This is a genomic window from Nocardiopsis sp. RV163 (assembly GCF_001029525.1).
GTDB lineage: Bacteria > Actinomycetota > Actinomycetes > Streptosporangiales > Streptosporangiaceae > Nocardiopsis > Nocardiopsis dassonvillei.
This window is the reverse complement of sequence record NZ_LEKI01000159.1, coordinates 1-13291: the sequence shown is the minus strand read 5'-3', so window position 1 is coordinate 13291 and position 13291 is coordinate 1. Positions and strand designations below refer to the sequence as shown.

General features: G+C 72.9%; 14 protein-coding genes. 7 read left to right on the top strand and 7 right to left on the bottom strand.

Annotation, left to right across the window (positions count from 1 at the left end):
* The 6 genes from ABD54_RS27525 to ABD54_RS28645 all read right to left on the bottom strand — a co-directional run.
* On the bottom strand, nucleotides 1-370 hold a 370-nt coding region (locus ABD54_RS27525), incomplete at its 3' end, for a translation initiation factor IF-2 N-terminal domain-containing protein (protein ID WP_200904173.1).
* Nucleotides 371-582: 212 nt separating this feature from the next.
* On the bottom strand, nucleotides 583-906 hold the full coding sequence (locus tag ABD54_RS27520; RefSeq protein WP_082166937.1) for a YlxR family protein: 324 nt from the start codon (nucleotides 904-906) through the stop codon (nucleotides 583-585).
* A 13-nt stretch (nucleotides 907-919) separates the two neighbouring features.
* Nucleotides 920-1933, bottom strand: coding sequence for a transcription termination factor NusA (gene nusA, locus ABD54_RS21855; protein WP_047871401.1), 1014 nt, complete (start codon nucleotides 1931-1933; stop codon nucleotides 920-922).
* 24 nt (nucleotides 1934-1957) lie between these two features.
* Nucleotides 1958-2440: a ribosome maturation factor RimP gene (gene rimP / locus ABD54_RS21850; RefSeq protein WP_047871400.1), complete on the bottom strand. Its 483-nt coding sequence runs from the start codon at nucleotides 2438-2440 to the stop codon at nucleotides 1958-1960.
* 218 nt (nucleotides 2441-2658) lie between these two features.
* Complete coding sequence (locus ABD54_RS28650; protein ID WP_200904172.1) at nucleotides 2659-3402, bottom strand: IS200/IS605 family accessory protein TnpB-related protein; 744 nt, start codon at nucleotides 3400-3402, stop codon at nucleotides 2659-2661.
* 276 nt (nucleotides 3403-3678) lie between these two features.
* Nucleotides 3679-4281 (bottom strand): hypothetical protein, encoded by a 603-nt coding sequence (locus tag ABD54_RS28645; RefSeq protein ID WP_200904171.1) that lies wholly within the window; start codon nucleotides 4279-4281, stop codon nucleotides 3679-3681.
* A 381-nt stretch (nucleotides 4282-4662) separates the two neighbouring features.
* Here ABD54_RS28645 and ABD54_RS21840 point away from each other — a divergent pair, with 381 nt between their 5' ends.
* Together ABD54_RS21840 and ABD54_RS21835 are read left to right on the top strand one after the other, a co-directional pair.
* Nucleotides 4663-5166 (top strand): hypothetical protein, encoded by a 504-nt coding sequence (locus ABD54_RS21840; RefSeq protein ID WP_047871399.1) that lies wholly within the window; start codon nucleotides 4663-4665, stop codon nucleotides 5164-5166.
* Nucleotides 5167-5201: 35 nt separating this feature from the next.
* Nucleotides 5202-5654 (top strand): ferritin-like domain-containing protein, encoded by a 453-nt coding sequence (locus ABD54_RS21835; protein ID WP_047871398.1) that lies wholly within the window; start codon nucleotides 5202-5204, stop codon nucleotides 5652-5654.
* Nucleotides 5655-5779: 125 nt separating this feature from the next.
* Here the strand turns inward: ABD54_RS21835 and ABD54_RS21830 are convergent, their stop codons facing one another.
* The gene (locus ABD54_RS21830) at nucleotides 5780-7516 is read right to left on the bottom strand and encodes a proline--tRNA ligase (RefSeq protein ID WP_047871397.1); all 1737 of its coding nucleotides are present in this window, start codon (nucleotides 7514-7516) and stop codon (nucleotides 5780-5782) included.
* A 141-nt stretch (nucleotides 7517-7657) separates the two neighbouring features.
* On the opposite strand from ABD54_RS21830, the gene ABD54_RS21825 reads away from it, so the two are divergent.
* From ABD54_RS21825 to ABD54_RS21805, 5 genes are all read left to right on the top strand, one after another.
* On the top strand, nucleotides 7658-8518 hold the full coding sequence (locus tag ABD54_RS21825) for a spermidine synthase (protein WP_047871396.1): 861 nt from the start codon (nucleotides 7658-7660) through the stop codon (nucleotides 8516-8518).
* 96 nt (nucleotides 8519-8614) lie between these two features.
* Nucleotides 8615-9826: a sensor histidine kinase gene (locus ABD54_RS21820; protein WP_047871395.1), complete on the top strand. Its 1212-nt coding sequence runs from the start codon at nucleotides 8615-8617 to the stop codon at nucleotides 9824-9826.
* Nucleotides 9823-10491, top strand: a complete 669-nt coding sequence (locus ABD54_RS21815; protein WP_047871394.1) for a response regulator transcription factor — start codon at nucleotides 9823-9825, stop codon at nucleotides 10489-10491. The genes ABD54_RS21820 and ABD54_RS21815 overlap by 4 nt, the downstream gene beginning before the upstream one ends.
* A 201-nt stretch (nucleotides 10492-10692) precedes the next feature.
* Nucleotides 10693-11961 carry a cytochrome ubiquinol oxidase subunit I gene (locus ABD54_RS21810; RefSeq protein ID WP_047871393.1) on the top strand — a complete coding sequence of 423 codons (1269 nt, stop codon included), beginning with the start codon at nucleotides 10693-10695 and terminating at the stop codon, nucleotides 11959-11961.
* Between the two features lie 19 nt (nucleotides 11962-11980).
* Nucleotides 11981-12904 (top strand): cytochrome d ubiquinol oxidase subunit II, encoded by a 924-nt coding sequence (locus ABD54_RS21805; RefSeq protein ID WP_047871392.1) that lies wholly within the window; start codon nucleotides 11981-11983, stop codon nucleotides 12902-12904.
* The last annotated feature ends 387 nt before the right edge of the window (nucleotides 12905-13291 follow it).

The following is a 13291-nucleotide window of genomic DNA, read 5'->3' as shown; positions in this document are numbered from 1 at the left end:
CCCCGGCGGCGCCGGCCTCGCCGCGGGGAGCCTTGGGGCCTGGCTTGGGCGCGTTCGCGCGCGGAGCGGCCTCGCCCTGCGGGGCGGGCTTGGGCGCGGGAGCCGGCCTGGGGCCGGGCTTGGGGGCCGGACCCGGCTTCGGGGCGGCACCGTTGTCCGCGGCGGGACGCGGGCCGGGCTTGGGAGCCGAACCCTTGCGACCGCCGTCGGAACCGTTGTTGAAGGCTTCCTGGAGGCGTCGTACGACGGGGGCCTCTATGGTCGAGGACGCCGAACGGACGAATTCACCCATCTCGTTGAGCTTGGCCAGAACGGCCTTGCTCTCTACACCGAACTCCTTGGCGAGTTCATATACCCGGACCTTCGCCACTACTCTCCTTCAGCTTCGGTCCGGGACATGGGCTTGTGCCGGACCGTCGTTAGCTCGAGTTACTCATCGCTGCGTACTCATCAGGCGCTCATCGCAATCTCGACCTGCTTCCTCATCGCTACACAACAATGGGCCAGCTTCTGCGTGCCGACACAGCACTGGACGCCGACCTCGGTCCTTACAACCCATAAGTCGGTCCAGACATTCCAACCCTATCGGGAACACTGACCCGATCCGCCACGCGGGGCGGCATCGATCAGGGCCGCCACCGGTGAGACGTCCCACCCGTCGGCGCCCGCTCCCCTCCGGTAGGCGCGTGACCAGGCCCTGCGCCGTTCGGCGAGCTCGAAGCACCGCCGATCGCGGTGCAGGTAGGCGCCGCGCCCCGGAAGACGACCCCGGGTGTCGGGCGTGATGACCGTGCCCTCGGCCACCAGCCGCACGAGGTCGGACTGGACTGCCCGCGACCGACACCCCACACACGTACGCACGGGGCGGTCGGGACCGTCATGGGCCACCCTATCGCGTCGAGGCATGCGCGCGACCCGATCAACCCGTCGCGGCGGTGTCGTCGCCCTCGGCGGCGCCCTCCCGTTCCGGCTCCCCCGCGGGCTCGGCGTCGGAGCGGATGTCGATGCGCCAGCCGGTCAGACGCGCGGCCAGACGGGCGTTCTGGCCCTCCTTGCCGATCGCGAGGGACTGCTGGTAGTCGGGCACGACCACGCGGGCGACACGGGAGGCCATGTCGAGGATCTCCACGGAGTTGACCCGAGCAGGGGACAGGGCGTTGGCGACGAACACGGCCGGGTCCTCGGAGTAGTCAACGATGTCGATCTTCTCCCCGTGGAGTTCGGCCATGACGTTGCGGACGCGGCTGCCGAGCGGGCCGATGCAGGCGCCCTTGGCGTTGACGCCGCCGCGGTTGGAGTGGACGGCCATCTTGGTGCGGTGGCCCGCCTCCCGGGCGATCGCCGCGATCTCGACGGTGTCGTCGGCGATCTCGGGGACCTCCAGCTCGAAGAGCTTGCGCACCAGGTTGGGGTGCGTGCGCGAAAGGGTGACCGAGGGCCCGCGGTGGCCCTTGCGGACCTGCACGACGTAGGCGCGCAGACGCTCGCCGTGGGTGTAGGTCTCGGTGGGCACCTGCTCCTGCGGGGGCAGGACCGCCTCGATCTTGCCGAGGTCCACCAGCACGTTGCGGGGGTCCTTGCCCTGCTGGATGATGCCGGAGACGATGTCGTGCTCGCGTCCGGCGAACTCGCCCAGGGTCAGCTCGTCCTCGGCGTCGCGCAGACGCTGGAGGATGACCTGCTTGGCGGTGGAGGTCGCGATTCGGCCGAACCCGGTGGGGGTGCCGTCGAACTCGCCGACGGACTCGCCCTCCTCGTCGGTCTCGGCCACCCACACGGTCACGTGGCCGGTGGAGCGGTTGAGCTCGACGCGGGCCCGCTTCTCGGGGCCCTCCTCGCGGTGGTAGGCGATCAGAAGCGCGTCCTCGATGGCCTTGGCCACGAGTTCGACGGAGATGTCCTTCTCGCGTTCCAGGCTGCGCAGAACGCTCATGTCAATGTCCACGGGGCTCCCCCTCTAGTCCGCCGCGTCGGTGTCGGCATCGTGGCGGAATTCCACCTGGACCCTGCCCTTGCCGAGTTCGGCGTGGGTGAAGGTACGGGACTGGCCCTCGACGTCCAGGGTGACCCCGTCGTCGTCGGCTCCGGTGACGCGCCCGGTGACCTTTCCGCCCTCGGCGAGGGTGGCGCTCACCAGGCGGCCTCGGGAGCGGCGCCAGTGCCTCGGCTCGGTCAGCGGGCGGTCCACCCCGGGTGAGGTGACCTCCAGGACGTAGGGCTGCGCGCCCATGACGTCGGAGGAGTCCAGCAGGGTGTTCACCTCCTGGCTGACCTCGCCGACCGTGTCCAGGTCGACCCCGTTGTCGGAGTCCACGACCACGCGCAGCACCCGTCGCTTGCCGGCCGGTGTGAGTTCGACGGCCTCCAGGTCCAGTCCGGCCTCGGCCAGTACCGGCTCCAGCAGCTCGGCGATGCGCTCCTCGCGCGCCTGCGCTCCCATGTGGTCCTGCTCCTCCAACGGCGAAGATCCCGCCCGCGCGGCCGTCGGGCCGGTGTACGGGGCGGTCCAGCTCTGTACGTAGTCTTCGACTTCAGCGGCCCGCCCCCTCACGCGGGGACGCGGGCCGACCGCGCGTCGCGTGCGACGGCGGTTATGCCGCAAGAGTATCCACACCCGGAACCGTTCCTGAACAGTGAAGCAGGAGTGACCCCCGGGGGTCACGCTGGCACTGCACCCATCCCGAACGGTTCTGGATGGGCTGGGTCACCGCGTTCCTGCCGCGCCCGGCCACGCGCATCGCGTGCACGCTCCGTGACGGGTGGGCGGTTTCCCTCACGCCCAGAACTCCCCGATGCGGCCTGGACGGTCCGATGCCCCACACCATCACCCTGGTGGTGTGGGGGCGGTGCCGTCCGACGCCGAACCGGGTGGCCCTGAGCGCGCCGCCCGACCGCGATGCTGGCCGCATCGTGCCGGGAGACCTTCCTACGTTTAGTGGACAGGGGCTTTTGCCAGTGCTGGGCACCCCACCTTGATGTATACGCCGGGTCCACCGCGATGACCGACACCCCCAGGGTGTGGGCCATCGGCACCAGCCGGGACCGCAACCAAGCGGTGGGAAAACCACTGATCAGCTGCCGGAAGCGTTTGCGCCGTCCGTGCTTTTCCCGGGTCTTCTCGCGGGCGAAGTCCAAGTCCTCGATAGCGATGGCGTGCACGCCTTGTGCGGTGGCCCAGCGCAGCAGCCGGGACAGGGCATGGCGCACTTGCGCGTCCCGGTGCTGGGATTTCCCGGACAGGTCGAAGGCGAACCGTCGCGGGTTCCCGATCGGGTTGCCGCGGGTGTCGAGCCGCCAGGCGGCCAGGTGGTCGGCGTTGGCGTCCACCCCCACCACCCCATGGGCCAGCGCCGCCTCCCACGGCACCTGCGGGACAGGAGCATGCGTCCAGAACGCGCTCACGTACCACCGGCCCCGACCAGGACCCCGCCCGGTGTCCAGGTGGAGGCGGTAGGCCACCGCCCCGTCGGCCTCGACCCGATCAGCCCACTCGGTGCCCCGGTGGGCGAAGACCACCCGACCCGAGAGCACGTACCGACCGTGCGCGGCGTTGGACAGGTGCGCCAAGGGGGCGGGCAGCCGGACACTGACCTGCCCCTCAGGGGTGATGCGGATCGTTTCGTTGCCGTACCGTTTTCCGGACTCACCATCAGCTTGGAGGAAGAAGCGTGCGGCCTCTCACCGGGCCCCCCACTCTTCCTCGGTCAGCTGTGCCCGCTCCAGGTGGTGGCGGCTGTGCAGCAACCGCTTGCCGCCGCGCACCACCCGTACACGGCCCACCTCCCAGTCAGCCACCGCCGCCGCATGGCGATGCTCCAGGGCGGCCAGGCGTCGTGACTTGGCATGCCACTCCCGCCGACAGGAGTACCCACCCGGGGCGCCCTTGGTGCCCTTTTCTCCGAGTGGTTGGGAGAGCCGGTGGCGCAGGGTGTCGATCCCGGCCTGGAGGCGGTGCAGGTGGGCGAGCTGGCTGCGGCGGGCCAGCGCCCACTGCTCATGGGAGGCCTTGGTCAGGGCTCCGGCCCACCGCGAGGACGAGACAGGGGTCAACTCCCGTTTGCGGGCCGCCCAGGAGTCCTTGCCGTGGCCGGTGCCATCCGCACACCGGGCGGCCAGGTCCATGGAGGCCAAGGATCCCAGGTGCGCGCCCACGGCCCGCAGCACCGCCTCGTCCTCAGGGGTGAGGCCCTTGAGCCGGTCACGCACGCTCACCCCGGTCGGTGTGGGGACCAGGAACGGGTCGGCGATCGACCGCAACCGCCGCGCGCCGGTACCCGCCATCCCTTCCCACCTCCCGATACCTGCCGGTTCCGTCGCTGTGTTCGATACGACCGTAGCCAGGACCGGGGGCGCTTGTCCGGAGAATCAGCGAACTTCTCAGACGGTTTTCTTCGTCGCACCATGCGCAGGGGTGAGGGCGCACAGCCACACACCGCCTTCCGACAGCAGCACATAATGACTCCTGTGCCCTCGTGTGTGCTTGAGTGGCTTCCCGATCCAACAGCTGACACCCCCCAAGTCGCCGACGGCGGCCGGGGCGCGTCGGCGCGTGGCCTGCGGAGCGCGTCCGAGCGGCGGCGTCCCCCGCGCGGTACGGGACGTGGAAGGATGGGGGCCGGGGGGCCGCCGCGGGCGGCCCCCACCGCACGAGAGGAAGAGCGAGTGGGGATCGGCAGTGTCAGCCGTCGCACGGTGCTGGGCGCGACGGCCGCTGTGGGCGCCGCGGGCCTGGCCGGGTGCGGCGGTACCGAGTGGTACCCCTCGGACGTGACACCGGACGTGTACGTGCTGCGCGCGGTGGTCGGGGAGAAGGAGCGGATGGTCGCGCGCTACGAGGCCGCGGTCGCCGGGGAAACGGGGCCGGCGGAGCTGCTGGAGCGGTTCCTGGAACACCACCTGTCCCACCTGGACGCGCTGCTGGACTCCCTGCCCGAGGACGCCCCCTCCCCCTCCGCCGGGCCGTCCGGCGAACCCTCCTCCCCCGAGGAGGCCCCCGTTCCGGAGACCGCGCCGGACACCGCGGCGCTGCGCGTGCTGGAGGCCGCGGCGACCGGCGCCCGGCTGGACCAGGCGAGCGCCGTCACCGACTCCGCGCTGGCGCAGCTGATCAGCGCGATCGGCGCCTGCGAGGCGGGGCACGCCCATCTGCTGGCCCGGGAGCGGTGACGGCGCACACCCCCAGACGGAAGGCAGGTAGCAAGGTGAGCGAGAGCCCCGCGTCCACCGGCGAGGAGACGGACGCCGGCCCACGGGCGCTGGCCGAGGCGCTGCGCGCCGAACACGCGGCCGTGTACGGGTACGAGTTCATCGGCGGGGCCGCCGAGGACGAGGACCGGCGCGACCGCGCGGGAAGCACCGCCCACGAGCACAAGGCGCTGCGGGACGCGCTGCACGCGGCGGCCGTGGAGCGGGGCGTGGACCCCCCGCCCGCACTGGCCTCGTACCCGGTCGCCGACGAGTACGGCGACGAGACCGTCGACGCCTACGCCGCGGGGCTGGAGCAGGCCGCCGCGCGCGCCCACCTGTGGCTGACAGCCTCGCGGGACACCGAGCTGCGGGTGACCGGCGCCCGGGCGCTCCAGGAGACGACCGTGCGCCTGCTGGAGTGGGGCGGGGCGCTGGACGCCCTGCCCGGTTTCGACGAGGCCGGCTGAGCCGCGTGTAGCCCGCACGGCCGGGTACGGCGGCGGCCCGGGAGGCACCCGCGTCAGTCCGTGTACGGGCGGAGGGGGGAGGGCCCGCGGTCTCCACGCGGGCCCTCCCCCCTCCCGTTCATCCGCTACGCGCGGCAGGCGGCGACGGCGCGGTCCACGATCTCGGCCAGGGCGACCTCCTCGCGGTCGCCGGTGGCGCGGTCGCGCAGTTCCACCAGACCGTCCTTGAGGCCGCGGCCGACGATGACGCCGGTGGGGATGCCCAGGAGTTCGGCGTCGGTGAACTTGACGCCGGGAGAGACGCCCTTGCGGTCGTCCACCAGGACGCGCAGGCCCCTGGCCTCCAGTTCCCGGGCGATCCGCAGTGCCTCCTCGACCTGCTCGCCCTTGCCCGTACCGACCACGTGCACGTCGGCGGGCGCCACCTCGCGCGGCCAGACGACGCCCTTGTCGTCGTGGGACTGCTCGACGACCGCGGCGACGGCGCGCGAGACGCCGATGCCGTAGGAGCCCATGGTGATCCTCCGGGGCTTGCCGTCGGGTCCCAGGGCGTCCACCTGGAAGGCGTCGGTGTACTTGCGGCCCAGTTGGAAGATGTGGCCGATCTCGATGCCGCGCGCGGTGTACAGGGTTCCCCTGCCGTCGGGCGAGGGGTCGCCGTCGCGCACCTCGGCGACGTCGATGATGCCGTCCGGGACGAAGTCGCGGCCCGCGACCAGGTCGACGACGTGGTGGTCGGCCTCGTCCGCGCCGGTCACCCAGGCGGTGCCGGTGACCACCCGGGGGTCGACCAGGTAGCGGACCTTGTTGTCCAGCAGCGCGCGCGGACCGATGTAGCCCTTGACCAGGAAGGGGTTGGCCGCGAAGTCGGACTCCTCCAGCAGGGCGACCTCGGCGGGCTCCAGCGCCGCCTCCAGTCGTTTGAAGTCCACCTCGCGGTCGCCGGGCAGGCCGACGGCCAGCAGCTCCCATTCCTTCGCGCCGGGCAAGCGGGTCTTGACCAGGACGTTCTTGAGGGTGTCGGCCTCGGTGAAGTCGCGGCCCAGCCCGGCGTTGTTGAGGAAGTCCACCAGGGTCTGGATGGTGGCGGTGTCCGGGGTGTGGTGGACCGCGGCCTCGGGCAGCCCCTCTACCGGGAGCGCCTCGGGGGCCGGGACGGCCACGGCCTCGACGTTGGCGGCGTAGTCGGACTGCGTGCTGCGCACGAAGGTGTCCTCGCCGGTCGGGGCGACGGCCAGGAACTCCTCCGAGGCCGATCCGCCCATGGCGCCCGAGGTGGCCGACACGATCACGTACTCCAGGCCCAGCCGGTCGAAGACGCGGATGTAGGCGGCGCGGTGGTCGGCGTAGGACGCGCGCAGCCCCTCGTCGTCGATGTCGAAGGAGTAGGAGTCCTTCATGTGGAACTCGCGTCCGCGCAGCACGCCCGCGCGGGGACGCGCCTCGTCGCGGAACTTCTCCTGGATCTGGTACAGGGTGACCGGGAAGTCCTTGTAGGAGGAGTACTCACCCTTGACCAGGAGCGTGAACAGCTCCTCGTGGGTGGGGCCGAGCAGGTAGTCGGCGCCCTTGCGGTCCTTGAGGCGGAACAGGGTGTCGCCGTACTCCTCCCAGCGCCCGGTGGCCTCGTAGTACTCGCGGGGCAGCAGCGCGGGCAGGAGCACCTCCTGGGCGCCGATGGCGTCCATCTCCTCGCGCACGATCCGGGAGACGTTCTCCAGGACGATCTTGCCAAGGGGCAGCCAGGTGTAGACGCCGGGCGCGGCCCGGCGTACGAACCCGCCGCGGACGAGCAGCTTGTGGCTCGGCACCTCGGCGTCCGCCGGGTCCTCACGCAGGGTGCGCAGGAACAGGGTCGACATCCGCAGTAGCACGGCCACTCCTCGTGGGATACGCAAAGGTTGAGAGAACCCGAAAAGGTCGGGGAACCCCAGGCTAGCGCGATCACGGACACGCTCGCTCGGGCCTGTGCGTAGTCTTGGGGCCGACGAACGGAGGCGGACGTGGGCAGACGCGGCGCGCGGGAGGAAGCGGCGCACGGCGGGGACGCCGTGGACGGCGGGGTCCCGGGCACGGAGCTGCTCGCCGACGCCGACCGGTCCGACTCGTGGTTCCTGGTCATGGACGGTACGCCCCAGTCCCACGTGGACCTGGCCGACCCCTCCTACCTGGACTTCTCCTACGTGCGCCGCATCGCGCACGCGGCCGACCTCGTGGCGCCGCCGGAGGAGGCCGTGGACGCCCTGCACCTGGGCGCGGGCGCGCTGACTCTGGCACGCTACGTGGCGCACACCCGTCCCGGTTCCCGGCAGCGCGCGGTGGACGTGGACGCGCCCCTGGTCGAGATGGTGCGCAGGCGGCTGCCCTGGGACCGCAAGGCGCAGCTGCGCGTGGGTGTCGGCGACGCCCGGGAGTGGATCGCCGCCCGGCGCACCGACAGCGCGGACCTGGTGATCAGCGACGTGTTCGCGGGCGCGCGCACCCCGGCGCGGCTGACCTCGGCGGAATTCTACGCCGAGCTGGCGCGCGTCCTGCGTCCGACCGGGATGCTGGTGGTCAACATCGGCGACGGCGGGGGCCTGACCCACACCCGGAGGCAGGTGGCGACCGCGCGCACGGCGCTGCCGCACACGGCGCTGTCGGCCGCGCCGGGGGTGCTGCGCGGGCGGCGGTTCGGCAACCTGGTCCTGACGGCCTCGCACAGCCTCCTGCCGGTGGAGGAGCTGGGCCGCCGCGCGCACCGGGATCCGGAGATGGCCCGCCTCCTGGAGGGCGGGGAGCTGGACCGCTTCGTCTCGGGCCGACCCCCCGTACGCGACGCCGACGCCGTCGACTCCCCGGCTCCGCCGGACGACGTCTTCTAGTCGGCCACGGTCTACTCCCCGGGGAGTAGACCGACTCCGGAAAACCCTCCTCCGGGGTGACGGCTTCCCCGAGGGGTCCCCCGTACTGTCGGGGTTGTGGCAGCACTACTCCTCCGGCCCGCGCGCACCGACGTCTGGCTCGCGTTCGGCCTGCTCGCCGTCTCCATGGGCAGCACGGCGCTGGTCAGCGCGCTCCAGCGGGCGGCGGGGGCGGTCGACCCCTGGCCGTGGGGCCACGCGCTGATCCTCGTCGCCTGCCTGGCCGTCCTGTGGCGCACCGCCTGCCCGCGCACGGTCGGGCTGGCGTCGGTCGTCGCCTCCACCGTGTACTACCCCCTGGGCTTTCCCGACGGCATGGTCATGCTGTGCACCGCCGTCATGCTCTACACCCTGGTGCGCCGGGGGTACCGCGTGTTCGGCTGGACGCTGGGCGTGGGCCAGTTCGTGGCGGTCAACGGCTACGAGTTCCTGATGACGGGTACCTTCCGGCCCGAGGCGGTCGGCATCGTCGGCTGGGTGCTCGTCCTGCTGTGCACGGGCGAGGTCGTGCGCTGGCGGCAGGAGTACCTGCGGGCCGACCGCGAGCGCGAGGCCGAGTCCCTGCGCACCAGGGAGGAGGAGCTGCTGCGCCGTGCCTCCGAGGAGCGCGTCCGGCTGGCCCGGGACGTGCACGACACGGTGGCGCACAACATCTCCCTCATCAACGTGCAGGCGGGCACGGCCCTGTACCTGATGGAGACCGAGCCGCAGCGGGCCGCTGAGGCCCTGGCCACCATCAAGCGGACCAGCAAGGACACCCTGACCGAGCTGCGCGGCATGCTGGGCGTACTGCGCGCCGTGGACGAGGCAGCGCCGAGGTCGCCGGTCCCCGGGCTGGACCGGCTGGAGGAGCTGGCCGAAGGCACCCGAAGCGCGGGCGTCGACGTGGCCGTGGAGGTCAGCGGTGTGCCCGGGCACCTGCCCGTGAGCACCGAGTCGGCCGCCTACCGCACGGTCCAGGAGGCGCTGACGAACGTGGTCCGCCACTCCGTGGCCTCCTCGGCGCGGGTACGCATCGAGCACCGCGCGTCCTCGCTGGTCGTGGAGGTCACCGACGACGGCGCGGGGACCGTCGGGCCGCCGGTCCCCGGCAACGGCATCACGGGGATGCGCGAACGCGCCGCCCTGGTGGGCGGCACGGTGGACGCGGGCCCCCTCCGGGAGGGAGGATTCCGGGTGCGCGCCCGGCTCCCGCTCGACGGCGCCGGACCGGACCGCGGGACACCGGCCGTCCACTCCCCCGGCCCAGAGGAAACGAGGCCCCGTTGATCCGGGTACTGCTCGCCGACGACCAGGCGCTGGTACGCGCGGGGTTCCGCGCGCTGCTGGACAGCGCCCCCGACATCGGGGTGGTCGCCGAGGCCGCCGACGGCGAGGAGGCCGTACGGCTGGCCCGCGCCGAAAGCCCCGACGTGGTCCTCATGGACATCCGCATGCCCGGGGTGGACGGCCTGGCCGCCGCCGGGCGAATCCTGGCCGACCCCGGCCTGGAGGCGACCCGGGTCGTCATCCTCACCACGTTCGACCTGGACGAGTACATCTTCGAGGCACTGCGCGCGGGCGCCAGCGGGTTCCTGGTCAAGGACACGGAGCCCGGGGACCTGCTGCGGGCGGTGCGGGTGGTGCACGGCGGCGAGGCGCTGCTGTCGCCGGGGATCACCCGGCGGCTGATCGCCGACTACGCGCGCCGCCCGCCGAGCGCTCCCGACCCCTCGGTCCGGCTGAGCGGGCTCACCGAGCGCGAACGCGAGGTGGTCTCCCTGGTCGGCGGCGGCCTGTCCAACGAGGAGATCGCCGCCCACCTCGTACTCAGCCCGGCCACCGCCAAGACCCACGTGAGCCGGGCCATGGTCAAGCTGGGGGTGCGCGACCGGGCCCAACTGGTCGTCATCGCCTACGAGACGGCCCTGGTCACCCCGAAGTGGAGCCGGTGAGGAGGGACCGCGTGCGCCCGGGAGCGTTTCCGGGGCCCTCCAGGGTCGTCTCGGGGTCGTCCCCTACGCCGCCGGGAGTACCCGCTCCGCCGCTCCTACCCTCGGGGAGGGCGGCGAGGAGCCCCCGCCGGGACGATGCGCCCGCCCCTGCCGCAGTCGGATGCTTGACCGCGTTCCCACCGCCGAACGCGAGGCCCGACGATGTTCGAAGACCCCCTGCTGCTGGCGCGGCTCCAGTTCGCGCTGACCGCCGCCACCCACTACGTGTTCGTGGCACTGACCCTCGGGCTGGCCCCCTACCTCCTCACCACCCAACTGGTCGCCACCCTGCGCGGAGACCGCTCCCGGATGACCGCCGTGCGGTTCTGGGGCGGCCTGTACCTGGTCAACTACGGGATGGGCGTCCTGTCCGGTCTGGTGATGGAACTCCAGCTCGCGCTGAACTGGAGCGGCCTGCACGGGATGTTCGGCTACACCTTCGCCGCTCCCCTGGCGCTGGAGACGATGACCGCGTTCTTCGTCGAGTCCACGTTCCTGGGGCTGTGGATCTTCGGGTGGGACCGCATGGGCCGGTGGGCGCACCTGGCCTGCTTCGCCGTGGTCACCGCGACGGCGTACGCCTCGGCGTGGTGGGTGCTGGTCTCCAACGGCTTCCTGCGCAACCCCGTGGGCTTCGAGATGGTCGACGGGGCGGCGCACCTGACCGACCCCGTCGCGCTGATGACCAACCCGGCGGCCGTGCTGGCCTTCGGCCACGTCGTCACCGGGTCCCTGCTGGTCGGCGCCCTGGTCGTGGCCGCGACCAGCGCCCACCACCTCGTCCGGCGCGACGACGCGCACGGCGTCTTCCGGCGCGGAATCCGCTACGCGACGCTGGTCCTGTGCTCGGTGCCGCTACCCGTGGCGGCCTTCGGCGGGGCGCAGTTCGAGCTGTTCGGCCAGGACCCGCCCACGAGCGGGCTGACCCGCACCGCCGAGGAGATCGCGGCGATCGAGGCGGCGAACCCCGGCGGTCCCCTCCTGGACGCGGCCAACAGGACCGGGGACCTGGTGATGACGGCGTCGTGGGCGCTGATGTTCTTCCTGGGCCCCCTGATGCTGCTGGCCTGGCCCCTCGGCGGACTCGACCGCTGGAGGTGGTTCCTCGCCCCGCTGGTGGTGACGCCGTTCCTGCCCTACCTGGCCAGCGTCGGCGGCTGGGTGTTCCGTGAGACCAACCGCCAGCCCTGGACGGTCGTGCACCACCTGACCACGGCCGACGCGGTGACCCCCCTGTCCCCGGTCGCGGCCGCGGCCTCCTTCGGCTTCTTCACCTTCGCCTTCGCCGCCCTGGCCGCCGTCACCTGCTGGCTCCTGGTGCGCTACGCGCGGCGCGGCCCCGAGGGCGGTCCGCTGGCCGAGCCGCGCACACAGCCGCCCGAGGACCCCGCGGAGCCCGGTGGGCGCGCCGCACCCGTTCACACGTACTGAGCCCGGAAGGCCGCAAACCATGGACCTCCTCTCATCCGCGCTCCTCGCCCTCCTCGTCGTGGGCTACCTCGTCCTGGCCGGCGCCGACATCGGCCTGGGCATGCTGATGCCGCGCCTGGCTCGCGGTCCCGAGCAGCGCCGCCTCGTGGTCGCCGCGGTCGCCCCCTACTTCCTGGCCTCGGAGGTGTGGCTGGTCGCCGCGTTCGGGGTCCTGGCGGGCCTGTTCCCCGGCCTGGAGCATCACGTGGTCGGCGAACTGCGGCCCGTGCTCACCGTCCTGCTGGCCGGGTGGCTGGTCCGCGACGCGGGGCTGTGGCTGCGCGCCCGCGTGGACGGCGACCGCTGGCGGCTGGCCTGCGACCGCGCGCTAGTCGGGGGCAGTTGGGCCCTGGCCGCCGCGTGGGGCCTGGTGGTGGCGGGTCTGCTCGCGGGCGGCCTCACCGCGAGCGCGTTCACGCCGCTGTGCGCGGTCGCCGTCACGGCTCTGTTCGCGTTGCGCGGAGCGGCCTTCGGGGCCGAGCGGCTGGTCGGTCCGGCCGACTCCGAGAGCGCGGACGTGGCCGCCCGGGACACGCGCCGACTCGCGCGCCTGGCCCTGGGGGCGGCGTCGGTGGCGGCGGTCGCGGCGGTGCCGCCCGGCGGCCCGGAGCTGTCCCCGGGTCCCGCGGTCGTGCTGGCCGCGGTGCTGCTGGCGGCCCTGGCTGCGACGAGCGGCCTGGTGGGTCCGATGCTGTCGCGGCACACGTCGGCGGTGGCGATCGCCGTGCCCGGTCTGCTCGTGGCGCTGGCCGTACCGGGGCTGCCCTGGGAGCCGGTTCCCTCCACGACCGCGGTGTTCGTGTGGGCGGCCCTCGTTCCCGTGGTTCCGGTCATGTTCGTCGGTCAGGTTTGGCTCTACCGAATGACACGCCGCCCGGCGGTCGCGCCGACCTTCTTCGCCTGATCCCGGTCGGGCCTACGCACAGGTCAGCGCGCCCCGCGAAGGCCGCGGGCAGCGCCCTGGCCCGGCGGGGCCGACGCCCGCCCCGGTTGGCGGCGGCGGTGAACGGGCACGGTCTCCTGCGGGCAACGCGCCCGTGACGCCCCCTCCCACCGGGGAGGCTCCGGCGTGATCGCGCACGGGCGCTGTCGACCCCCTTGGAGGGACTGTGACCCACCGGACGACCACAACCCCCGACCTGCGCGGGTGCAGCTGCGGTTCGGGCTGCGGCTGCGGCTGTCAGAGCGGCGGCTCCTGCAACTGCGGCGGGGGCTGCGGCTGACCCCCGTCCGACCAGAACCCGTCTCCCCTTCCGGCGGGCCGCCCCTCCCCGGGGGGCCCGCCGCCCCC